The organism is Alteromonas sp. DY56-G5 (genome assembly GCF_041414725.1).
Lineage (GTDB): Bacteria > Pseudomonadota > Gammaproteobacteria > Enterobacterales > Alteromonadaceae > Alteromonas > Alteromonas macleodii.
In genome coordinates this window covers 16,432-39,203 of the sequence record NZ_JANHZQ010000036.1, presented here as the reverse complement: position 1 = coordinate 39,203, position 22,772 = coordinate 16,432, and the positions used below count along the sequence as shown (strand labels likewise).

The following is a 22,772-nucleotide window of genomic DNA, read 5'->3' as shown; positions in this document are numbered from 1 at the left end:
GTGTTAGCGAAGGTAATGGGCGCTGGCTATATCGAACGGCTCAATGTTTTCTTTCCACCCAATCACAGTTACCAGTTAATAGGACAGTTTATACATTCGTCCATGAAAGTGCCCTGAAATGTTGCGTAGTGGATGCGCGTGCCGGTTAGGTTCGCTCGATACAAACTTGCATCGTTCAGTTTTGCTTCCTGAATATTGGCGTTAATCAGTGAAGCACCTTCAAAGTTTGCTTTGTTCATCCAAACCCGCTCTAAGCGCGCGGCACGTAAATTGGTGTTTACCATTGTCGCACCTGATAAACGCGCTTGGTCCAGGTTAGCACCTGAAAAGTTGGAGTTAGTGAAATCAACCCCTTGACCGAACAGCGCCCAGCCATCTACGCCTTCTAAGTTAGCGTTGCGAACTTTTGAGCTGCGTAAATCTGCGTGTTTTAAGTTGGCGGTAGCTAAATCAGCGTGATTTAGGTTACTTTTCTTAAACGTCGCATAGCTTAAGTTGGCGTGCCTTAAATCTGTTTTGTTGAACTTAACGTTGGTGAATACTGCCCCGTGCAAATTTGCATGGCTCAAATCAGCACCGCTTAAGTCTGTATCGCTACCACTGTCTTTGGTTTTATTTCACATCCGTTGATAATTTCCACGTCATCTTCGAAATCGGGAATGGCACTGGCAGTTGCTGAATATAGGACAACTAATAATATGGGGAGTTGTTTGGTTGCTTGAAAACGTAAGCGCATGAGAGATCCTTAATGCCGAGAGGCGTTTTCACCGCCTCTCGGTTTGGTTTGTTGCAAAGATAAAGCTATTGTTTAGCTACGTTTTGCTTTTTATTGTGATTAGGAAGTTTAAATACCCAGAACGAACCACCTTGCGCGACAGGTTTGGTGAGTTCAGCCATATCTCCTCCCCATAGAGGTACTGCACCACCATACCCTGACGCTAAGCCGATGTATTGCTCACCATCCTCTTCCCAGGTTATAGGGCATGAAATGATGCCCGAGCCCGTTTGGAACTTCCAAAGTTCTTTACCGGTTTCCTCATCGAAAGCTTTGACATAGCCATCGCCCGTTCCGGTAATAATGAGTCCGCCTTTCGTCGCCAGTACCCCAGCCCACATAGGAAGTTCCTCTTTGTGTGTCCATTTAATTTCACCTGAAATGGGGTCTACGGCACGAAGTACGCCCACGTGGTCGTCATACATGCGCTTAATTCTAAAACCCTGTCCTAGGTAAGCTGCACCTTTCTTATAGGTCACTTCTTCCGTCCAGTAGTCTTCTTTCCAGTGGTTTGCGCCCATATAGAACCAGCCGGTATTCTGGCTGTAGGCCATCGGGTTCCAGTTCTTGCCGCCTAAGAATGGAGGCGATACCTCTATTGACTTTCCTCGTTTTTCACCCGGCTCAGGCAGTGGTGGGCGTTGTCCGTCTACTTCAACTGGGCGACCCGTGTCAGGGTCTATATGTGTGGCCCACGTAATGTTATCTACAAAGGGAAAGCCTCTGATGAATTCACCGTTTTGTCTGTTAACTACATAGAAAAAGCCATTTCTGTCTGCATGAGCCGTCGCTTTTATGAGCTTTCCATTATCGTAATAGTCAAATAGAACAAGTTCATTGTTGCCAGAGAAATCCCATGCGTCGTTAGGTGTATGTTGATAGAACCATTTAACCTCACCAGTGGTTGCATCTACACCCACTTGTCCGGAAGTATAAAGGTTATCCCAATCTCGTGGATCGCCGCCTTTGGCGGTGCGTTTCCATGTATTCCAAGGAGCGGGGTTACCTGCACCAATAATGATGGTGTTAGTTTCAACATCGAAGCTTGCACTCTGCCATGGTGCGCCACCACCGTGGTGCCAAGCCTCAACCATTTCGCCGTTTTCATCCTTCGGCCACGTTGTCACTTCGTATGAACCACCAGTAGGTGTGCTGTCTTTACCATTTAATCTGCCCATGTGCCCTTCAACAAATGGACGCATCCAAATCTCTTCACCGGTTTCAGGATCGCGTGCAAACAGTTTTCCTACAACACCAAACTCATCACCTGATGAACCGTGAATAAGCATGACCTTTCCTGACTTTTGGTCTTTAACAATCGTAGGTGCCCCCGTCATGGTGTAGCCTGCACGATAGTCTTCAAAGCGCTTCTTCCATTTTACTTTGCCCGTTAGCCGGTCAAGGGCAACAACGCCAGCATCCAGCGTACCGAAAAAGACTAAGTCACCATAAATTGCTGCGCCGCGATTTACCACGTCACAACACGGTCGAATCCCTTCTGGAAGGCGGTGGGCGTAGTCCCACAACTTCTTACCTGTTTTTGCCTCATAGGCGTAGATACGGGAGTAGCTACCGGTTACATAGACAATACCGTCGTACACGATTGCTTGGGACTCTTGACCCCGTTGCTTTTCATCACCAAAACTCATCACCCAAGCCGGAGATAGCATGTGTACATTTTCTTTGTTGATTTGATCAAGTCCGCTGTAACGCTGAGCTTCTGGACCCATACCATACATCAGTACGTTCTCAGGCGTCTTGGCATCATTTTCAATGTCTGCCCATGTCACGCCATCGTCCGCATATAAATGTGAACTCGTACCTAAACCAATAATTACGCTTAAGGCCAATGAAGCCTTTGAATAGAACTTAGCCATAGTTTTATTTCCACTGTTACCTTGATGTTGTGTTAACAGTATGTAACTAAGTAGAGGCCCTGATAAACGGATTCCGTCCTTCAAAATGCGGGAAAAATTCCCTTAGATTGAAGTGTAATAAAAACGCTAATATGTTGATTTAAATGAGATATCTTTATCATGAGACAAAGTCAGTACCAAAGGGGTATAAAAGAGATACGAAAGTACAGGGAAGTTTTCCCGACCTTGTTTAGTGGCGCTTGTTTAGCTGGCAATTTTGATATAACCCTGCTTTATGGCAAGGTGAACAAACTCGGCATTTGTCTGTAGCTCAAGTTTTCGCTTGAGCTGGGTGATAACGTTTGAGACCGTCTTTTCAGAAATATTGAGGCTTTCAGCGACCTGTTTTCGGCAAAGACCGTTGGCTATACCAAGAAATATATCCAACTCTCTTTGTGTCAGATCTGTTAAGTTGCCTCCAGAATGTGACAGGTTGAATGTAGCGAGCTCAATGGCAGTATTGTGTTCTAAATAACGGCGGCCTTTAATGATAGATGTCACCGCGCTTATCAGTACATCAGGTTCACTTTGTTTACTAACATACCCCATTGCCCCTAGTTTCATAGCTCTATCGATGATGGAAATATCATCGAACATGCTGAACATAAGTACTTTTGCGTGCTCCCAGCGCTGAACAATATATTCCGCTAGCGTGAGTCCGCTGGTGGTTCCTAAATTAATGTCTAAAATAATGAGGTCGAAGTGGTTGGCACGAAGTGCATTTGTGGCTTGCTGCGCATTTTTTGCATTGGTGACGACAGCGCCTTCGAGTACCGAAGATAACAGTGTAGAAAAGCCTTCTCTCACTATTGCGTGATCATCAACAAGTAAAATTTCCATAGCTGCGCTTTATTCATATCACCATAGAATGAGCATGCCACGGTAGGCGTGTGAGACGAATAGCACTTTAGTGCTCATTCATCTCACACTTTAGTAGGATATAAGTTAATTCAAACCGCGCTGTGTTTCTAAGTAGCTGGCAAAGCTGCCAAGCCAATGGCTGCCCATATAGTGCATGTCACCAAACACCGCGTTGAGCCCGGCCTCACGATGTGAACTTAATGCTTTCTTAAGCACAGGTAAGCGTTTGTCACCTTCAGGCAAAGCTTGCATTATGCCTTCTATCATCCACGCTCGGCTGATGTTCAGCCCGTCTAGGTGAGCGAGTTTACCATCCGTCTTGTCAGTCACTGTAGCGGGAGCTAGCCAATTTGATGTTCTAGCTGTGAGGCTTGGAAAGAACGCTGAAAGCCATTGGCTATAGTCCTTTTTAGACATTACTCTTCGCATTAAATCAGCTTCGGCCAAACACGGTGATAAGAAATCTTGTCCCGAAGGCTCGTAGGCAAGAGGGCACTGTGTATCGTCTTGATAGTAGTCTTTCACCCTGGACGTTAACAGCGCTTCAAACTCCTTATTACCTGCTGTTTTCGTCCAATCCAACATTAAGCCAAAAGCAAAGGCGGTTTGGCTATGCTCACCCGTTCGGATTGGGTAAGCTAATTTGGGTAACCATGCGCTTACTCTGGCTACAATTTCGTCCTCGAGAGGACGTAAAGTATTTAGCCATTTTGTTGCTTCAGGAAGGGAAGATTGACGTAGTTCAGCGGTTAGCTGCAGGAACCAAGCAAGACCATAGGGGCGTTCAAATGAGGCATTGTTTTCACGCTTAAGGCTCGTCAATTCACCTTGGATATTTTTAGGCGTGAAGCTGATGTTGAGCTTTTCAATGATCTCATCCTTATCCACTGCATCTTGCGCAGTGTTTAGCATTCTTACTAAAAGCCAATGGCCATGAACCGACGAGTGCCAGTCTAAACAACCATAAAATGAAGGGTATAGTTGATTGGGTGCCTTAACGTCATCGCCGTTATTCATCATGTGTTTCACTACATTTGGAAACTCTTGATGAATACAATGAAGCGCGAGGTTAGCAAAAACGCTTTCGTAATTGTTGTTAGGGTCGTCAGCGTTGGCGGTCGCGTCTGCGGTTTGGTTAGTACTAGTGTTGCTTGTGTTTGCAATTTCAACAGTCGATGTACTGGTAGCAAAGGCAGTGTGTGCAGCAAACGCTGTGACGAATGCAACTGTACAGCTAACAACGTTTTTTATTTTGATCATAATTTTGTGCGCTTTATCAATGAGAAGTATATCGCCAATGTATAGAGATAAACGCTTTGAATAAAGTGCTGCGCGATACATAACGCCCCAGCACTTTAAACAGCAGAAACAGGCTATTTAAGCAGGGGCTCCGATGGCCTCTAGTCTGGTGGTGTATTCAGCGAGTGAGCCAATGGTCTTTTCTACCCAACCAGCATTATAGTAAGTTTCACCATACCGCTCTCCGCTGTCGCACATAAGCGTTACGATCGATCCCACTTCTCCTCGCTGCTTCATTTGTTCAGCAATACTTAATGCGCCCCATAGGTTAGTGCCGGTAGACGGGCCGGCTTTAATTCCCATGGTGTTGTTTAACCAATGCATGGTTGCAATACTGGCGGCATCGGGAACGGCAATCATGTCATCTATAACGTCATGTTGAAAAGAGGCTTCCACTTTAGGGCGTCCTATCCCTTCTATGCGGCTACCACGGGTAGCAGTAAGTGTATGATCGTTGTTTTTGAAGCTATCAAAAAACACACTGAATTCTGGATCTACCACGACAAGCTGAGAAGAGAGACCTTTGTAGCGAATGTAACGCCCTATGGTAGCTGATGTTCCACCTGTACCTGCACTCATAACCACGGTGTGTGGAATAGGGTGGGGCTCGGCTTTCATTTGCTCAAAGATACTCTCAGCAATATTGTTATTGCCTCGCCAGTCTGTAGCGCGCTCTGCGAAAAGGAACTGATCCATAAAATAACCATTAAGCTCGTGAGCTACTTTGGTTGCTTCGCTGTGCATTTGCGTAGGGCAATCTACAAAGTGACACTGCCCGCCATATCGCTCAATAAGCGCGATTTTACTTTGGGCGGTAGATTTAGGCATAACCGCAACAAACGGAACGCCAATCATTTTAGCAAAATAAGCTTCAGACACCGCTGTGCTGCCTGACGAGGCTTCTACTACAGTAGTTCCTTCTACAATTTTTCCATTACAAAGGGCGTACAGAAAAAGGGACCGGGCTAGACGGTGCTTTAGGCTGCCTGTTGGATGGGTGCTTTCATCTTTAAGATAGATATCAATATCTCTAAAGGCGATCTGCTCTAATTTGATTAAGTGCGTATCAGCCGAACGTTGATAATCTGCATTGATAATATTGATCGCTTTTGAAACCCAGCTTTTCATAACTTTCTCTCATTCACCCAAAATGCGAAACGTTAAGCGTAGTTCGCTTGACGCTAGCTGTATAAAACAAAATTAGAATATCAGTTAAGAGCGAGTATTTGATTCTATTATTTTAGTATTGGTGCTTTATAGTAAAAAATATTTCTTTTATAGGTCTCATTTATGAAAATAAATTTCTTTTTTTCTGCAAGAGCGAGAGCATTACCATCTTGTTGATACAACGATCTTTATTAAAACAAAAAAGTTCAGATAAGCCGCTAAAGTTGCTATCTTTGCATTTCGCTTTTACTTACAGGTAACAACATGAAAAATAGGGCGCTTTTCTGTGCGATAGCTCTTTTACCCGCATTATTCGTATCTACGCTGGCTAGCTCGCAAGAAGAGCAAATGCTTAAAGTCGCAACGTTTAATGTAAGTATGGAAGCCACTAACTACAAAGCGTTGGGTATGAAGCCAAGCGATCAGGTACTTCAACACGTTCTTTCAACGGGTGAGCATAGCCAAGTTAAAAACATTGCTGAAATTATTCAACGCGTTAACCCCGATATCTTGATGTTGAATGAATTTGACTACATTGCAGATAAGCGTAAAGGGGTAGAAGCATTTGTTAAGAACTACCTGAATGTTTCACAAGGCGGCCTTGATCCTGTGGATTACCCATATACGTATGTGGCCACAGTTAACACAGGGGAGCCCACGAAATTCGACTTAGATAACAATGGCAAAGCAGAAGGTTTTGGTGGCGATGCATATGGTTTTGGGCTTTATCCCGGGCAATATGGCATGGCGCTTTTGTCAAAATACCCTATTGATGTTGATGGTATTCGCACCTTTCAGACGTTTAAATGGCATCACATGCCTCATCCACAGGTTCCTATTATTCCCGATGAGAGCGGAAGTACTGATAAGGGCAAGCCATGGTACGACGTAGAAGAGTGGGCCGCGCTAAGGTTGAGTTCTAAGTCTCACTGGGATGTGCCGGTGAAAGTAGGAGGTAAAACCGTACACATACTTGCTATGCATCCAACACCACCTAATTTCGATGGAAGCGAGGATCGCAACGGCAAACGCAACTTTGACGAAATTAGGCTTATGGCAGATTATCTTTCTCCGGATAAAGGGGCCTACATTTACGATGATAATGGCGAGAAAGTCAGCCTGTCAGAGAACGCGCGTTTTGTACTTGTTGGTGATTTTAACGCGGCGGATATTGGAGATAAACATCGCGAGGGTGTGATTGAACAGTTGACCGAGCACCCGTTAGTTAATAACGACATCATTCCAACAAGCGCAGGTGGTGCAGGCGCGTCAGGTGCAGAGTTTAGTAACCGCTTTACTGCCTATTGGGGAGCCAGAGCTGACTATGTTTTGCCATCTCGATTTGGTTTCGATGTGAACGATGCTGGCGTTTTCTGGCCTGCAAAAACCAGTGACCTATATCGATTAGTTAAAGACCGCGAAGCCAGCTCAGATCACAGGTTAGTCTGGATTAGCTTGTCGTTGACCGAAGATAACTAAAAACCACAATTTTTGTGTTAGTTAATAGATAGAGGTATTATTACATCGTCTATCTAATAATGTACCGAGAAGCCATTGAAGTTTGTGTCTCTCACTTTTGTGATGTGTTTGCTGTGGGTGATACCCATAGATGGCTTTTCGGTAGAGTCTTCTCAGCTCATGCCGCTCAACCGGTATTTCCCTCAATCGTGGGGAACGAAAGACGGGCTTCCTCACAATAGTATTCACGCATTAGCACAAACATCCAATGGGTATCTATGGGCGGGTACTTGGGAAGGTGTTGCTCGGTTTAATGGTCAGCAGTTCACTGTATTTACCCGCGGCGCGCAAACAGGATTACCAGACTCCGGCATTCGAAGCTTGTATTACAACAAGCCCCGCGACGAGCTACTGGTGGCAGGAAACCGAGGCGGTGTAACGTCGCTTATCGCAGAGCAGTGGCATGCTCAAGCACCTCTGTCTTCAATGGTTAATCATGCATTCAGAGACAGTAATAACGTGTTGTGGTTTGCGCTGGAAGACACGGGGATTGCAATGAGAACGCCTGACGGCACGCAAAAAGAATACATTGTAAATTCGAGTGCTTACCGCATAATCGAAGATGGATTTGGCGTAATCTGGTTTGCAACAAACCAAGGGTTATTCAAATACATAAACGATAAATTTCAGCTAGCTGTACCCGACCACAACATACTCTCTGGTCCATCATTTACTCTCGCTCTTGATAGCAAAAAACGTGTTTTAGTTGGCACGGAACACGGTGTTTGGCAGCAAAGAAACGGTACCTTCGCGCTACTTCACAGCTCACTTGCCGACAAATCAATTAGTAGTATTTTGCTTGATCATCAAAATAGCATTTGGGTAGGCACCATCAATCATGGCCTTTATCGTCTAAGTGACCTAGGCCTAGAAAAACTGGATGCAACTGCAGGTCTTCCCAATAACCGCGTTTTTTCACTGCTTGAAGATTTGGAAAAAAATATCTGGATTGGCACTAATGGTGGTTTGTTTAGGCTGCGTCGTGCGCTATTTACCACATTCTCGCAAAGCCAAGGAATGAGTGGAGACTTTTTGCGAACTGTTTTGCAAACGTCTGATGGCAAACTCTTATCAGGTGGAAGTGCTGGATTAGATATATTTTCCAATGATGCGTTTTCCAGCGCATCGCTTACTACGGGTGAAGCTTTTTCTGTACTGAGTTTGGCAGCGGTAACTGAAGAGGTAACGTTAGTTGGCACCTACACAAAAGGTGTACTGCGATATGAAAACGACCAACTTACTCCGTACCTCAATAGACATTTAGGGTTACCGAGTAATGAAGTAAGGGCCATTCTTTTAGCGAGTGATAACAGTGTTTGGTATGCCACGGCGCAAGGTGTAGTTCAACAAACGCCAGATGGAAAGCTAAGCCATTTCAATGAACAAAATGGGCTACCTGCCCATTTTTCGATGGGCTTGGCAGAAGATCGTGAAGGACGAATCTGGATTGCTACAGGGATAGGGCTCGCCTATATCCAACAGGGTATTGTGCACGTAGTTTCGTTTCCTGAACATTCAGATGCGCAGCACGCGTTCAGTTTTAGCGTTGTTGAAAAGGGAACTTGGATTACAACCGATCGAGGCCTTGCGTATTTTGACAATGCTACTAAGGCACTTAGTGTAATCGAAAAGTCGCAGGGGCTTCCCGTAGATAAACTGTTTTCGATCGGTATAGATCACAACAGCGGTGTATGGCTAAGTTCAAACCAAGGGGTCATTCTCACTTCACTATCAAGTCTTAAGGAGTGTCTGACACATCCAAGTGCATTATTGGAATTTGAGCATTTTAAGGAAGAAAATGGCCTGGCGAGTATTCAAATCAATGGTGGGTCACAGCCATCTCAGTTTGTCGATGTAGACGGAAATGTTTGGCTTCCTACTGCGAAAGGGCTTGCCACAGTAACGCCTGCAAACCTTGCCATGTTGAGTGAATTCCCTATTCCGGTAAGTATAGAGGCGGTACTACTGGACGGTGCTGACCAGCAATTTGATACGGATAAAAGGGAAGTAGACGTAACGCCGTTAACCACGCGAGTTGCGTTTCAGTATGCAGGGTTGGGTTTCGCTATGCCTTCGCGTATAGAGTATCAGGCTATGTTAGTAGGATATGACCAAGATTGGGTTAACCGTCATCAATTTAGAATGACTGAATACACTAATTTAGCACCTGGTCGTTATCAGTTTAAAGTACGTGCTCGTTATATTGGTGGTCCCTGGCAAGAGATTACGTCACCATTTTCTATTCGCGTGTTACCCAGTATTTATCAGACATTTGCTTTTAAATTCTCGGTTTTTCTTTTCTTCTGTTTTGTTATCTATGCACTTTATAAAGTACGTTTTCATCACTTGAAAAAATCAGAAATGATTTTAAAACAAAGGGTCGATGAACAAACCAGATCACTAGAATTACAAACTAAGCGGTTCGAGTTCCAAGCAACTCACGATGATCTCACCGGCATTGCAAATAGACGAGCATTCGACCGCTGGCTTGTACAATATTTTGAAGAGGCTAAAGCGAAACAATCTCCTCTATGTCTTGCCGTTATCGATATCGACCATTTTAAACAGGTAAATGATCAGTACTCTCACTTAGTAGGAGATAAAGTCATTACTGAGGTGGCCCGTATATTAAATCGCGAAGTTCCGCATTATGCTAAATGTGCAAGGTGGGGCGGCGAAGAGTTTACTGTGTTGTTACCCGAATATGACTTGGTAAATGCAAGGGTTGCTATGGATCATGTTCGAAAAATTGTGGCAGCACATGATTTCAGTTTTATAGCGCAAACGCTGAAAGTCACAATCAGTATTGGTGTAGCAAGTGCAGATGGCGCGAGAGATCACGACAGAATGTTAACCCATGCCGACCAAGCACTTTACACTGCAAAAGAAAATGGCCGCAACCAAGTGACCATTTTCGAATAAACGATAAGTGAGGTAGTGGTTAATTACTACAACATCTTTGACCTGGCTTTGCCGTAAAGCCTTACTGTGGCGATTGGCTCAACTGCGTTTCTTCGCGTTCTCGTGAAACTGCTTCGAACAGCGTAAAGTAAGCCACCACAGCAAGATTAGCGACAAACCAAAGGTCTTTAATAACGAACTGACCTAGGCGGTTGACAATAGTCGTGCTGTTAAAGGTATCCGGCACAGTAAACAAAAACGTTTGTGTTATCAGAAAAACCGATAAACAAGCCAGTCCGCTCGCAATGATCACCGGCTTGTTCTTAGAAAAGATGCCCGCGCCCAATAGCAATGCAAAGAGGACATCAAATCCACCAATTACATTCGATGCCCCCTGTACGCTAAACACAGTATATAGCCACGACATAAACGGTGATGTTTCAACTAGCCCCACAATTGCATTAGCTTCAAACTCGAAAAACTTCATGCCTCCTATCCATAATAAGACCATGGCTACAGGAGCAAAGTTGAGGTATGTCAGTTGCTTGTGCGAAAATTTTTCGCGATAAAACAAGAATAGGAAAAGCGGTAATACTGCGAAGTACTTGATGATGCCTTGACCGCTGCCAATAATCGGGAAGCCCCCTAAATCGGCCATCCATCTTGTTGGTGATAATAACGTCAGCAATGGAATGGCAGTTACAAAAGCGGCATATAGTGTTACTGCTTTTGCTGAAACAAGGTTAAAACGTGCTGCAATGGTCATTAACGGTAGTAACAGCAATGCGATACCAGAAAAAGCACCAAGGGCACTCTCGCTCAACACAGTGTCTAACGAGTAGAAATTAAATGTAGCGATAAGTGCATTGGGGTTTGCACCCAATAAAAATGTTAGGCCAAGAACTGCGAAGCTAAAAGTGAGCAATGCGGTGACCATGTTTTCGGTTTGGTTTAGTGTCATAAAGCGTCCGTAAATACTGCTAGTTTTGCGAAGTGTATGTAGAGACCCGTCGAGGTAGCACTAAAATTTCATAGGTTTGATAATTTATTAGGCATAGCGCAATAAGCAAATAAGGATTTATCGACAAAATAAGAACTTATCTAATAGCGGTTGTCATAAGTAGCAGCGGTCTTAATTAAATTAGGTCTTAAGTAGTGTAGGGCTTAAATAGTAGTGGTTTAGAAAGTAAAATAAATTGAGAGAAAAAATGAAACAAGCAAGCAGTAGAGCACAGAAGCGTTTTAGGATCTGGTTAATAGCAGGCGTGTGTGCAGCCTTGTCTGCTTGTGGCGCTCAGCCTCCAGAACCTATTGATGAGCCAATCACGAGTGTTGAAGACGTCGAAAGATTAGAGCAAGTCGTTGATACCTCATTGCCTTTGGTGCAGCAGGCCTATTCCATTGAGTCTGAAAAAGTGTGCGATAAACACGGTGGTAACTGGAAGAAAGTAGGCCGACAGCAGGCGCATGCTTGTGTGCTCCCAGCAAACGATGCCGGTAATGCGTGTAATGACAGCAGCGAGTGCGAAGTGGCTTGTGTTACGGAAAACAATAATATGGAAGCGGGAGAAAAGGCGCGCGGCGTGTGTTTAGAAAGTACGGACTTATTCGGCTGTAGAGCCTATGTGTCTAACGGCGTTGTGGAGCATACCTTGTGTGTTGACTAAGAGGTTGTTTAGCAAACGAACGTTGAATGAAGCGCACGCCATCGGCAATGCGCTTCACAACAACGCGGGTTAATTAACGTTGGGGAACTCGATTTTGTCCAGTTCGCTCGCCGTTTCATTGCACTCACCTAATAGGTGAAGCCTATCTTCGGTTTGGTGTGTATCTATTTCTAGAAAGCCCGTTTGGCAATAACCGGTCTCATCCAGTTTCTCATCTAGAGATGTATAAAGTTGCTCAGTCATTCTATCGCTGCTATGTGACGAGCCTTCGCGACTTTCCTGTCCTTGGCGACCGCCACGACCACTTCGTTCGCCTCCCTGACCACGGCCACCTTTACCGCCACCTTTGGCACTGTCACGATGCTGCATTAACGGAATGCTAAAGGCGAAGAGCTTGGTACCGTCTTGCTTGATCTTCGTTTCAAAAAATATTTCATCCATGTCTAAAGGTGGTGGCCTTTGAGCGCACGCACTGACAATCAAAGAGGTCGTTATTACTAATAGTGTTTTATTCATTTTATTTAACGCTTATTTGAACCACGTCACTTTGAGATTCAAACGCCTCTTTAGTTGCAGCACCCAGTGTAAGTTTTAAGTAAAGTGTGGATTTGTTTTTTAAGGTTTAGCATTCTCGCGGTGCGCTTATTGTGCAACACTTGCGTATTCATATTTTAAATCACTTGCATCCGCAATTTGCTTATTTACAGGGATAGGTTCCATGCTTTCCAACATCATTCGCTTTGCGAAAAACATCGTCGTGTCGTTAATTGCAATCTTTGTGTGTTTTGGTGTGCTCGACTTCTTGTGGCTTGGCGTTATTGCGGATGGCTGGTATCAAAGTGAAATGGCTCCTCTACTTAGAAGTCAATTTATCACGTGGCCTTGGGTGGTTTTTTACCTCATGTATGGATGTGTGGTGTTTGTACTTGCTGTGGTGGCGAACAGAGATAAGTCGTTACTTTATGCAGGGATCGATGGCGCGCTTCTAGGGTTGGCCAGTTATGGCGCCTACAATTTAACGGCGTACAGCATAATTGAAGGTTTTACTTTGTTTATCATGTTGATTGATTGGGCGTGGGGCACGTGCCTAACCAGCGCAAGCGCCATGGCCGGCTGGTTAGGGTTTCAACTGGTTAAGGGAAAGAGTAGCGAATAATGCGTTTTAACACGCTGGCGTATTGTTTTAAAAAGCCGCCAGTGTTGTAGTGCATGCCGTGTTCTTCGAATACGGCTTTTACCTTGGGTGCCATCTCTCGGTAGCGTCTGGCTGGGATATCTGGAAACAGGTGGTGCTCAATTTGAAAGCTTAAATGCCCAGTAAGCACGTGAAACAGGTTTCCGCCCTTTATGTTCGATGAGCCAAGCGCTTGTCGGTAGTACCATTGCCCTCGGGTTTCATTAATACAATCTTCTTGTTTAAACGTTTCCACATCACCAGTGAAATGGCCGCAAAAGATAATGGTAGATGTCCATAAATTGCGTAACAAATTGGCGATAAGGTTACCGGTAAATACCCATAAAAATAACGGCCCAGCTAACAAAGGAAATAGCATATAATCTTTTACCAACTGACGTGCGCCCTTGCTAAAAAAGCGCTTCTTTAGTTCACTATGAGTAACCTGATTCTTTCGGTTGTCTTTCTTCTTCCCAAAAAAGACCCGCTCAGCGGCCATTTCGTGATACGACACACCCCACTGAAATAAAACACTAAGTACGATGTAAGTCGCAAACTGCCATAGGTTTTTTACACGCCATCTAAAATCGTTAGATAAACGAAGCAAGCCGTAGCCAAAGTCTCTGTCTTTCCCAATAATATTGGTATACGTGTGATGCTCGTAATTATGAACGCGATTCCAGCTCGCACCATCGCAGGCAATATCCCACTCATAGCCTTTCGAATTAATGTGTTTGTCGTTCATCCAGTCGTACTGGCCGTGCATTACGTTGTGGCCTATTTCCATATTATCGAGAATTTTTGCTGTAGCTAAACTCAATACGCCGGCAACCCAGAGCAGCGGTTGAATGAACCCCAACATTAAAAGTATCCGTCCGCTCCACTCGCAAATTCGCTGAACAAGAATAATACGTCGGATATAGGCCGCATCTTCAGCACCCACTTTTCGTTTAATGTCAGCTTTAATTTCATCAAGCTGAGCGGCAAGTAACTCGTAGTTCGGTTTCTCTTTAGTGCTCGTTGACCGAATTGCTTTGGTTCCACTTATCGGAGCATGCGCTTGTTCGATGGCTTCTTCACGGTGTTGGTTGTCTATTGCAACGCTGGTGTTCATAGTTGAATCTCCAAATCAGTAACGGCTTGTGATACACACAGCTGAATAAGTTGCTCTGCGCTATCTGAAAGCTCACCCGTGCGGGTATCTCTCACTACGCCCCGTTTCTTAACACATTGGCATTGATGACAAATTCCCATGCCACAGCCATAAGTCACAGGTTGTTCTGCTTGCTGAAGTTGTATAAGTAGGGTTTGCTGATTGTCGATAGCCAAAGATTGGCCATTGTGTACCAGGGAAAAGGTTTCGATTTCGGTAAGGCTGGTGTTGCTCACCACAGGAAGCGCAGCGAAGTGCTCGCTCGAAACAGGCACGTTGATCGCTTTTGCATAACTTTCAACTTGCTCGAACATGGCATGTGGACCACACACTAACCAGTGTGCATTGGCAAAGTTACACAGATGCGCTTCTACGTCTCCGTCTTTTTGCTTGCTCAAAATATCATAGGTGAAGTGCTCACAGCGCTGACTGAACGCTGATAATTCATTGAGTAATACATGCTCGTCCGGCTTAGCAAAATAAAGTAAGTGTACCGGTGTATGGTTTAGCTGCGCGTTGTTGACGGCATCGTCAAGCATGGCAATGAAAGGAGTTATACCCGAGCCGCCCGCTATCATAAGTAGGGGCTTTTCAACCTTCGGCCAGATAAATTCCCCCATAGGGGCTGAGATATTTACCCATTGATTAGGCACACAAGAGTGAAGATAAGGTGTTAATGCGCCCTGAGCTTTAACCTTGGTTACAAGACGAATCTGCTTTTCTTTTTGTCGGGTGTTAGCACCACTCGCTATGGTAAACACGCGAGTGGTGAGCCTGCCATTAATTTCTATGGTTATTGCGATATGTTGCCCTGCAACATGCGTTGGCCAAGACCTCTCTGGTATAAGTAACACCTCGAGCATATCCGTGCTCAGTTTTTTTACGGTCACGACCCTAGCTCTGAAATACCCATCGCGCCACGCGGGTCTAACTTGCTGCATCAGCACTTCCCAGTAGCCCTTCCAAGAGGCATGGTGAAAAATGCGATCAGTGAATTTATCTAGTAATAGTCTCAATGTAGAAATCACACCTGTATTTCGTCGGAATATCTTAAATACAAAAAGGATGAAAATATTTTAGCTTACACTTGTACGCTAACTCAGCGCACAAGTGTAAGCTTAATTTTTTCTGCGTCAAGAGGAGATGCATGAAATTTGGGATAACGTCGTCGAAATACACCGGTACTTTTGTGAAAAATGCAAAAGTGCTTTGTTAAAAGTACGGGTTCTAAGCCAGCTATAGGGCCTTATATTTACCGTTATCTAAACGTGTAAATTGCAAGAATAAAGTTCAAAGGACTGTATTATGAAATTATTTGAAACCCTATCGCTGTCTGGAAAAACGCTGAACAATCGGGTTGTTATGCCGCCAATGACCCGCTCCCGCTCAACGCAGCCGGGAGATGTGCCCAACACCCTTATGGCTGAATATTACGCTCAGCGCGCAAGTGCAGGGCTTATTGTGAGTGAAGGCACACAAATTTCGGCACTCGGTAAGGGTTATGCGTGGACGCCGGGTATTTATACCAAGGCGCAAATCGATGGCTGGAAGTTGGTAACAGATAAAGTCCATGAAGCGGGTGGTGTGATGTTTGCGCAACTTTGGCACGTGGGCCGCGTATCCCATCCTTCAAATACAGAGGGGCAGCAGCCAATTAGCGCATCGGCGATTCAAGCAAAAGGCGTAAAAGTATTTGTTGATGAAGGCGGCAACCCTGGCTTTGTTGAGTCGGTCATGCCCCGAGAAATGAGCATTGAAGATATAAAAGCCGTGGTGGAAGAGTATCGCGTTGCGGCGCGCAATGCCGTAGATGCCGGATTTGATGGCATTGAGTTGCATTCGGCTAATGGTTACTTGCTTAACCAGTTTATTGATTCTCAAAGTAATACAAGAACTGATGAATACGGCGGAAGTGTACAGAACCGTATTCGATTCTTGAAAGAAGTGGTGCAGGCTGTGTCTGAGGAAATTGGCGCTGATAAAGTAGGTGTACGTTTGGCGCCCCTAACAACATTAAACGGGACGGTCGACGACAATCCCGAAGAGACCTATCTTGCTATTGCTTCCATGCTTAATAGTTTCAAGATTGGCTATATGCATATTGCTGAAGCCGACTGGGATGATGCGCCGCAAATGCCAATATCATTCAAGATGGCTATTCGGGAAGCCTATAGCGGTCTGCTCATTTATGCCGGAAAGTACGACACAGAGCGTGCCGAACAAGCTCTAACTGAAGGGTGGGCAGATATGATTGGTTTTGGTCGACCTTTCGTGGCGAACCCAGATTTACCCTACAGACTGGCGAATAATGTACCGCTGAATGAGCACAACCCCGATACGTTATTTGGTGGTGGTGAGAAGGGCTACACAGATTATTCTTTTGCTAAATAGCCGGAAATTCCAGCGGGTGTGTAAAAAACACTTTGCTCAGGAAAAAGGGGCAATCCATTAAAAGTGAGCATGGCTCTTTTTTTACCAGAACGAACAGCACTTAAAACATGTTGTTCGTTCTAAATCTTACTTTCGTCAGTCAGCAGTTAGACTCATTACGTAACAGTTATACGCAGTGATGTGTTAACACCGTTGATACTCACCGAGTCATTTCTGCACTTTACGGTTAATATTTACGATTGCGATATAGCCAAGTGAAAATTCCGCTTCCCGCTATTAGCATTGACGTGGCAAGCCACATTTTAGAAATGGGCGTGCCGTTGGGGCACTGCAACGCCATCGTTGCCCCCGCAAGGTTCTGGCAATCGACGAGTTGACCCAAGGCCAATACAAAAAGACCGAGAAGTACGCCGATAACGGCATAAGACAAATTATTGAACGACATACTTTTCCTAAAAGATTTTCCAATCAATTCGCACACTAAACGCACGCGACAATAAGCAATAATGCTCCAAACTAGTGCAGCTGAAGGCTGCTTTTTCAAACATTTACTCTATTTGTATGGGCTAAGACAGCCTACCCAACAGTATGTGCGCGCCATTGAACGGTGAAAATACTCGCTTCAACGAAGGTGCTTAAAATCCATACGAAAATTAGCACAAGCTCAGTGTCGCAATATTTGCGCCAACCCCTATCAAAATTCCTTCAAATTCGGTACTATCCGCGGTCTTAAATTTTTAACGAAATAAGCGGACTATGTTTGAAATAAACCCCGTTACGAATGCGATAAAAGATATCCGCGAGCGCACTCAAGCGCTTAGGGGGTATCTTTGACTTTGATGCAAAGTCAGAGCGTTTAGAAGAAGTTAGCCGAGAATTAGAAAGTCCTGACGTTTGGAACGAGCCAGACAGAGCGCAGGCCCTTGGCAAAGAAAAAGTGGCCTTGGAGCAAATCGTAGAGACGATCCACAAGCTCGATCAGGGAACTGAAGACGTTGAAGGTCTCGTTGAATTGGCCGTTGAAGCCGAAGATGAAGATACCTTCGTTGAGGCCCAAAGTGAGCTTGAAGGCTTAATTGAGCAGCTAGAAGTGCTTGAGTTTCGCCGCATGTTTTCTGGCCCTAACGACGAAAACGACTGCTATATTGATATTCAGTCGGGCTCTGGTGGTACAGAAGCACAAGATTGGGCCAATATGCTGCTGCGCATGTATTTGCGTTGGGGCGAAGCGCACGGTTTCAAAACGGAACTTATTGAAGTGTCGGAAGGTGAAGTCGCGGGCATTAAAAGTGCTACGCTGCGCGTTCAGGGCGAATATGCGTTTGGCTGGCTACGCACAGAAACAGGCGTACACCGCTTAGTACGTAAATCGCCGTTTGACTCGGGCAACCGCCGTCATACGTCGTTTTCATCTGCGTTTGTATATCCTGAAATTGATGACGACATTGATATTGAAATCAACCCGTCTGATTTACGTATAGACACCTATCGCGCATCGGGCGCGGGTGGCCAGCACGTAAACAGAACAGATTCAGCGGTACGTATTACCCATGAACCTACGGGCATTGTGGTGCAGTGTCAGAACGACCGCTCGCAGCACAAAAACAAAGATCAGGCGATGAAGCAGTTAAAAGCCAAACTTTATGAGTTTGAACTGCAAAAACAAAACGCTGAAAAACAAGCGATGGAAGACAGCAAGTCTGATATCGGCTGGGGAAGCCAAATACGCTCTTACGTTTTGGACGACTCCCGCATTAAAGATTTGCGTACTGGCGTGGAAACACGCAACACTCAAGCCGTGCTGGATGGCGACTTGGACAAATTTATTGAAGCCAGCCTGAAATCTGGGCTGTAAACCGAACAACGAAGTGAAAGGTTATGACTGACCAACAAACAGACGATAACAAATTGATTGCAGAGCGCCGTGCTAAGCTAAGCGCTATTCGCGAGCAGTGCCGTGCAAACGGTTTCCCAAACAGCTTCCGTCGCGAAAACTATGCGGATGAGCTTCAAGCTAAGTTCGGTGAATTCGACAAAGAAACGCTACAAGAGCAGGGTAACAAAGTAAGCATCGCTGGCCGTATTATGGCAAAGCGTGGTCCTTTCATGTTGCTTCAAGATATGACTGGCCGTATTCAGGCATACGCAGATAAAGACACGCAAAAAGCCCTTAAAGCAAAATATGGCGCACTAGATATTGGCGACATTATTGGCGTGGCGGGTGACCTGCATAAGTCAGGTAAAGGCGACCTTTACGTGAACATGGAGCAATACGAGTTGCTAACAAAAGCACTTCGTCCGTTGCCAGAAAAATTCCACGGTTTGAGTGACCAAGAAACGAAATATCGCCAGCGCTACGTTGATTTGATCACAAGTGAACAAACGCGCAAAACGTTCATGATCCGTAGCAAGATCGTAAACGGTATTCGCAATTATCTTACCGCTCGTGACTACCTTGAAGTAGAAACACCGATGCTTCAGGTTATTCCTGGCGGCGCGACAGCGAAGCCGTTTGTGACTCACCACAATGCGTTAGACATCGATATGTACCTGCGTATTGCACCAGAGCTTTATCTTAAGCGCCTAGTGGTTGGTGGTTTTGAGCGTGTGTTCGAAATTAACCGTAACTTCCGTAATGAAGGCTTATCAACCCGTCACAACCCAGAGTTTACTATGCTTGAGTTCTATCAAGCGTATGCAGACTACAACGACCTGATGAACCTTACCGAAGATATGCTGCGCACGCTGGCAGAAGATATTCTTGGTACAAGCATTATCAAAAACACAACTAAAGACGCTGAAGGTAACGTAACGTCTGAAGTTGAATACGATTTTGGTAAGCCGTTTGACCGCTTAAGTATGGGCGAAGCTATTCTTAAGTACTGGCCAGAAGCTAACGAAGAAGCTATTCGCGACCCAGAGGCGAACCTTGACGCGCTTAAAGCAATGGCAAAACAGCTTCACATTAAAGAGCCTGAAGTTGATGGCATTTGGGGTGCGGGTAAGTACCTTTGCGAAATCTTCGAAGCAACAGCAGAAGAGAAGCTTATCCAACCTACGTTTATTACAGAATATCCGTGGGAAGTATCGCCGCTTGCGCGCCGTAACGACAACAACCCATTCATTACCGACCGCTTCGAGTTCTTTGTAGGTGGACGTGAATTAGCGAATGGCTTTAGCGAGCTTAACGACCCAGAAGATCAGGCGGAACGTTTTGCAAAGCAGGTTGAAGAGAAAGACGCTGGCGACGATGAAGCCATGCACTTTGACGATGACTACATCCGCGCCCTTGAATATGGCTTGCCGCCAACGGCGGGTGAAGGTATCGGGATTGACCGTCTAGCTATGCTATTTACTGATAGCTCAACAATTAAAGATGTTATCTTGTTCCCACACATGAAGCCTCAGGCGCCAAAAGACGCGCAAGAAGCGGGTGAACAAGAATAATCTTAATCCTTAAATTGCGTGATTTAGGTGCTCGGCGCTGTTAAAGCTTCAGCGCCTTAACACGCTCTACTAAAAGGGTATTCTCGGGAACGGGAATACCCTTTTTTGTTGCCATATCTACAATGTAACCGTTGATGGCGTCTATTTCTGTTTGTCTACCGTGAGCAACATCCTGATGCATACTTGAGTAGTTTTCTCCGGTCGCCTTGGCTACAGACAGCACATTTTCATGAACTGACAGTGCATCAAAATCTAGCCCGTAAGCATCCGCTACCTGAGTAAACTCATTGCAAATTGAAATACGGCTTTGTTCAAATTCAGGCTTAGCAATGTGCTTATTTTGGATATTGTGAAGCGCCGTTAGTGGGTTAATCACAACATTAACGGAAAGCTTCGTCCACAATGCTCTTAGAATATTATTTTGGTATTGCACCGGCGGAAGTGCGTTATCTAACGTCGCAATTGCGCTGGCTAGCTGTGGCGCTATTTGTGAGAGGGCGGCCAATGTTTGAGGTGATGGCTTATCTACATTAGGCGCGCCAATTTGCGTTGCGCCAACGCCAGTATACTTAACATGAAAATCGCCGCTCGACGCGCTTACTTTTAACGCGCCATGACTGGTTGTAGCAAGAAGCAACGGATAATCGCCGCCTAGTAAATCTCTTGCGATCTCAAGTCCGCCCATACCGTTGTGAAGCAGCACAACGGTAGGTTGTTGTGTGAGATAGGGAAGCCATTGCAATAGGGCTGCTTTAAGTTGATATACTTTTAAGGGGATTATCAGCACATCACTTTTAGGTAACACGATAGGTGAAGGCTTCGCAGGTTTTAGCGCAGTGGTTTGGCCGTTTTGCCAGTGTGCGCAAGAGGGCATGGTTTTCATGTCTCTGGGGTAGCAGTCATACGGCACGCCATTTTTCTGGGCGCTTGCAGCAATCAGGCTTCCTATGGCACCGCCGCCAACTATATGTAGTTTACCCATTAGCACCTATTAAACATTGAAAGTAGCTTCTATTTTCTTATGACTATTAGCACCTATTAGGTTAGCACCTATTAGGCCGTTCGCGTTTTCCCCTAGCACGCCGGCAGAAAGCGTGCGGGCAGGGAAGGCCATGGATAAGTCTCAGGCGCATTAAGCCCGTTGTACCAAGTCTGCACATCGGCTTCGTTTATGACTTCACCTGTATCGAAAGGTGCCGTAACCGATAATTCACCAGAAGACAAAGGTAGGTGCAAATGCCATGCATGAAGATACAGCCTGTCTGATGTCTCACCCCCATAAAGTGTATCACCCAAAATAGGTGCGCCAATGCTTTTAAGCGCCACACGAATTTGATGGGTTTTCCCCGAGTGAGGCTTTACGATAAAGCCTCGTGTGCCGGGCTTAGCCGCGCTACTGAAAAACTGAGTGATAGCCGGGTTTTCTGAGGTTTTTAGCAAAATCCGCTGGCCGCCTCGACGATTTTTCATGTCGCCCATTATCGTGCCTTGCTTTTTTTTGGGCTTTTGGCTGCTTAAAGCCAAGTAATATTTGCTGACGCGTCTTGATGAGAAAAGCTCGCCAATTTCTCCGGCTACAGCTGCATTTTTAGCAAGACATAAACAGCCCGACGTGCCCGTATCTAAGCGGTGGCAAAGATGCAGTTCTGTTACGGCTAACTGCTTTTTTAATCGGGTGACAATGCCGTCTATTTTTTTTGGTTCGCCGTTTTCGGCAATATTTTCTCTAACATCTGCCTCATTAGTGGCATCGTGCATAGCAATGCCAATAGGCTTGTTAACAATAATGAGGTCTGTATTTTCAAAGAGAACGGGGATCGGCTGCACTAGCTATTTTCTAACTCTGAAATGGCTTCTTCATAGTCAAGTTCGTCTACCGCATCGATAATAGCCGAGCGCTTTTCTTGAGGTAGGGCAAGGGCATCTAGCCATTCATCCAGTTTGTCCTGGGCGATAAACTCGCTCGCTTTCAGCGCTGTCATTAACTGTTTTCGCGCTTGCTCAGCTGCTGCTCCATTCGCCGGTGCCGGGGCAGAAGCTGTGACTTCTGGCTCTTTGATCAACGCATCAACCGCAGCAATGGTTTCATCTAGTACTGCGATAAAAGCAGGGTATTGTTCAGCAACGCGTTTGTCGTTTCTAAAGCCGCTTTCTACAGGCTTGCTCGCATTGTGCAAAGCAAAAAGCCCTAGGTTTCCTGTCACGCCTTTTAGTGTGTGAACAAGAGAGTAAGCCTCATTAAAATCGCCCTTAGCAACATGCGCCTGCAAGTCAGCATCAAGAGAACGGTATTCGTCTGTAAACTTACCAAGTAGGGTGAACAACAGTTTTTTGTTTCCACTTAGCTGTGACATTCCAAAATCAATATCGACTACTGTTGTTGACTGATCCATGCAACTATCCTTTTTATTTCGCAACTTCTATTGGGCTATTTCTATTCCAAATGGAAACCGTTTGTCAGTTCATTCGTACCACTTAGCGAATTCAACTGGCTAAAGCCTAT

Annotated in this window: 21 protein-coding genes; 7 read left to right on the top strand and 14 right to left on the bottom strand. The window is 45.2% G+C overall.

What is annotated here, in order from left to right; genetic code table 11:
- Nucleotides 1-68 precede the first annotated feature (68 nt).
- The 6 genes from NO989_RS16210 to NO989_RS16185 all read right to left on the bottom strand — a co-directional run bounded on the left by NO989_RS16210 (nt 69) and on the right by NO989_RS16185 (nt 5,979).
- The gene (locus tag NO989_RS16210; RefSeq protein ID WP_371342885.1) at nt 69-569 is read right to left on the bottom strand and encodes a pentapeptide repeat-containing protein; all 501 of its coding nucleotides are present in this window, start codon (nt 567-569) and stop codon (nt 69-71) included.
- Nucleotides 570-580: 11 nt separating this feature from the next.
- Entirely contained in the window at nt 581-736 is a 156-nt protein-coding gene (locus tag NO989_RS16205) for a hypothetical protein (RefSeq protein WP_371342884.1), read from the bottom strand.
- A 65-nt stretch (nt 737-801) separates the two neighbouring features.
- Nucleotides 802-2,652: a methanol/ethanol family PQQ-dependent dehydrogenase gene (locus NO989_RS16200; RefSeq protein WP_371342883.1), complete on the bottom strand. Its 1,851-nt coding sequence runs from the start codon at nt 2,650-2,652 to the stop codon at nt 802-804.
- A gap of 243 nt (nt 2,653-2,895) precedes the next feature.
- Nucleotides 2,896-3,531 (bottom strand): response regulator transcription factor, encoded by a 636-nt coding sequence (locus tag NO989_RS16195; protein WP_014975961.1) that lies wholly within the window; start codon nt 3,529-3,531, stop codon nt 2,896-2,898.
- A gap of 105 nt (nt 3,532-3,636) precedes the next feature.
- Complete coding sequence (locus NO989_RS16190) at nt 3,637-4,893, bottom strand: DUF2891 domain-containing protein (protein WP_371342882.1); 1,257 nt, start codon at nt 4,891-4,893, stop codon at nt 3,637-3,639.
- Between the two features lie 36 nt (nt 4,894-4,929).
- Nucleotides 4,930-5,979 carry a PLP-dependent cysteine synthase family protein gene (locus NO989_RS16185; RefSeq protein WP_014975963.1) on the bottom strand — a complete coding sequence of 350 codons (1,050 nt, stop codon included), beginning with the start codon at nt 5,977-5,979 and terminating at the stop codon, nt 4,930-4,932.
- Nucleotides 5,980-6,282: 303 nt separating this feature from the next.
- On the opposite strand from NO989_RS16185, the gene NO989_RS16180 reads away from it, so the two are divergent.
- The gene (locus NO989_RS16180) at nt 6,283-7,497 is read left to right on the top strand and encodes an endonuclease/exonuclease/phosphatase family protein (protein WP_371342881.1); all 1,215 of its coding nucleotides are present in this window, start codon (nt 6,283-6,285) and stop codon (nt 7,495-7,497) included.
- 102 nt (nt 7,498-7,599) lie between these two features.
- Nucleotides 7,600-10,458, top strand: a complete 2,859-nt coding sequence (locus NO989_RS16175; RefSeq protein ID WP_371342889.1) for a diguanylate cyclase — start codon at nt 7,600-7,602, stop codon at nt 10,456-10,458.
- A gap of 61 nt (nt 10,459-10,519) precedes the next feature.
- Here the strand turns inward: NO989_RS16175 and NO989_RS16170 are convergent, their stop codons facing one another.
- Nucleotides 10,520-11,398 (bottom strand): DUF417 family protein, encoded by an 879-nt coding sequence (locus NO989_RS16170; protein WP_371342880.1) that lies wholly within the window; start codon nt 11,396-11,398, stop codon nt 10,520-10,522.
- 247 nt (nt 11,399-11,645) lie between these two features.
- Between NO989_RS16170 and NO989_RS16165 the strand changes: the two genes are divergently transcribed.
- Nucleotides 11,646-12,104 carry a hypothetical protein gene (locus NO989_RS16165; protein ID WP_156086095.1) on the top strand — a complete coding sequence of 153 codons (459 nt, stop codon included), beginning with the start codon at nt 11,646-11,648 and terminating at the stop codon, nt 12,102-12,104.
- A 69-nt stretch (nt 12,105-12,173) separates the two neighbouring features.
- On the opposite strand, the gene NO989_RS16160 is transcribed toward NO989_RS16165, so the two are convergent.
- Nucleotides 12,174-12,545, bottom strand: a complete 372-nt coding sequence (locus tag NO989_RS16160; protein WP_187447660.1) for a hypothetical protein — start codon at nt 12,543-12,545, stop codon at nt 12,174-12,176.
- A 277-nt stretch (nt 12,546-12,822) separates the two neighbouring features.
- Here NO989_RS16160 and NO989_RS16155 point away from each other — a divergent pair, with 277 nt between their 5' ends.
- A complete protein-coding gene (locus NO989_RS16155) occupies nt 12,823-13,260 on the top strand; it encodes a DUF2177 family protein (protein ID WP_014948742.1) in 438 nt (145 codons plus the stop codon).
- Here NO989_RS16155 and NO989_RS16150 read toward each other — a convergent pair.
- Both NO989_RS16150 and NO989_RS16145 read right to left on the bottom strand, forming a co-directional pair.
- Nucleotides 13,238-14,392 (bottom strand): fatty acid desaturase, encoded by a 1,155-nt coding sequence (locus NO989_RS16150; protein ID WP_371342879.1) that lies wholly within the window; start codon nt 14,390-14,392, stop codon nt 13,238-13,240. The two genes, NO989_RS16155 and NO989_RS16150, sit on opposite strands and share 23 nt — an antisense overlap.
- The gene (locus NO989_RS16145; protein ID WP_231506437.1) at nt 14,389-15,447 is read right to left on the bottom strand and encodes a flavin reductase family protein; all 1,059 of its coding nucleotides are present in this window, start codon (nt 15,445-15,447) and stop codon (nt 14,389-14,391) included. Before NO989_RS16145 ends, NO989_RS16150 begins: the two co-directional genes overlap by 4 nt.
- 289 nt (nt 15,448-15,736) lie before the next feature.
- Between NO989_RS16145 and NO989_RS16140 the strand changes: the two genes are divergently transcribed.
- Nucleotides 15,737-16,822, top strand: coding sequence for an alkene reductase (locus tag NO989_RS16140; RefSeq protein WP_156086099.1), 1,086 nt, complete (start codon nt 15,737-15,739; stop codon nt 16,820-16,822).
- Nucleotides 16,823-17,048: 226 nt separating this feature from the next.
- On the opposite strand, the gene NO989_RS16135 is transcribed toward NO989_RS16140, so the two are convergent.
- Nucleotides 17,049-17,267: a hypothetical protein gene (locus NO989_RS16135; RefSeq protein ID WP_039222898.1), complete on the bottom strand. Its 219-nt coding sequence runs from the start codon at nt 17,265-17,267 to the stop codon at nt 17,049-17,051.
- A gap of 311 nt (nt 17,268-17,578) precedes the next feature.
- Here NO989_RS16135 and prfB point away from each other — a divergent pair.
- A protein-coding gene (prfB, locus tag NO989_RS16130) for a peptide chain release factor 2 (protein ID WP_156078071.1) occupies nt 17,579-18,677 on the top strand; the annotation gives its coding sequence in 2 pieces (ribosomal slippage) (nt 17,579-17,653 and nt 17,655-18,677; 1,098 coding nt in all).
- A 23-nt stretch (nt 18,678-18,700) separates the two neighbouring features.
- Nucleotides 18,701-20,269, top strand: a complete 1,569-nt coding sequence (lysS, locus tag NO989_RS16125) for a lysine--tRNA ligase (protein WP_283625549.1) — start codon at nt 18,701-18,703, stop codon at nt 20,267-20,269.
- A gap of 40 nt (nt 20,270-20,309) precedes the next feature.
- Here lysS and NO989_RS16120 read toward each other — a convergent pair whose 3' ends face one another.
- The 3 genes from NO989_RS16120 to NO989_RS16110 all read right to left on the bottom strand — a co-directional run bounded on the left by NO989_RS16120 (nt 20,310) and on the right by NO989_RS16110 (nt 22,662).
- Nucleotides 20,310-21,251, bottom strand: coding sequence for a ketopantoate reductase family protein (locus tag NO989_RS16120; RefSeq protein WP_371342878.1), 942 nt, complete (start codon nt 21,249-21,251; stop codon nt 20,310-20,312).
- Nucleotides 21,252-21,343: 92 nt separating this feature from the next.
- Nucleotides 21,344-22,096, bottom strand: coding sequence for a pseudouridine synthase (locus tag NO989_RS16115; RefSeq protein WP_371342877.1), 753 nt, complete (start codon nt 22,094-22,096; stop codon nt 21,344-21,346).
- Nucleotides 22,096-22,662 (bottom strand): Hpt domain-containing protein, encoded by a 567-nt coding sequence (locus NO989_RS16110; protein ID WP_014948751.1) that lies wholly within the window; start codon nt 22,660-22,662, stop codon nt 22,096-22,098. Before NO989_RS16110 ends, NO989_RS16115 begins: the two co-directional genes overlap by 1 nt.
- Nucleotides 22,663-22,772: the final 110 nt, after the last annotated feature.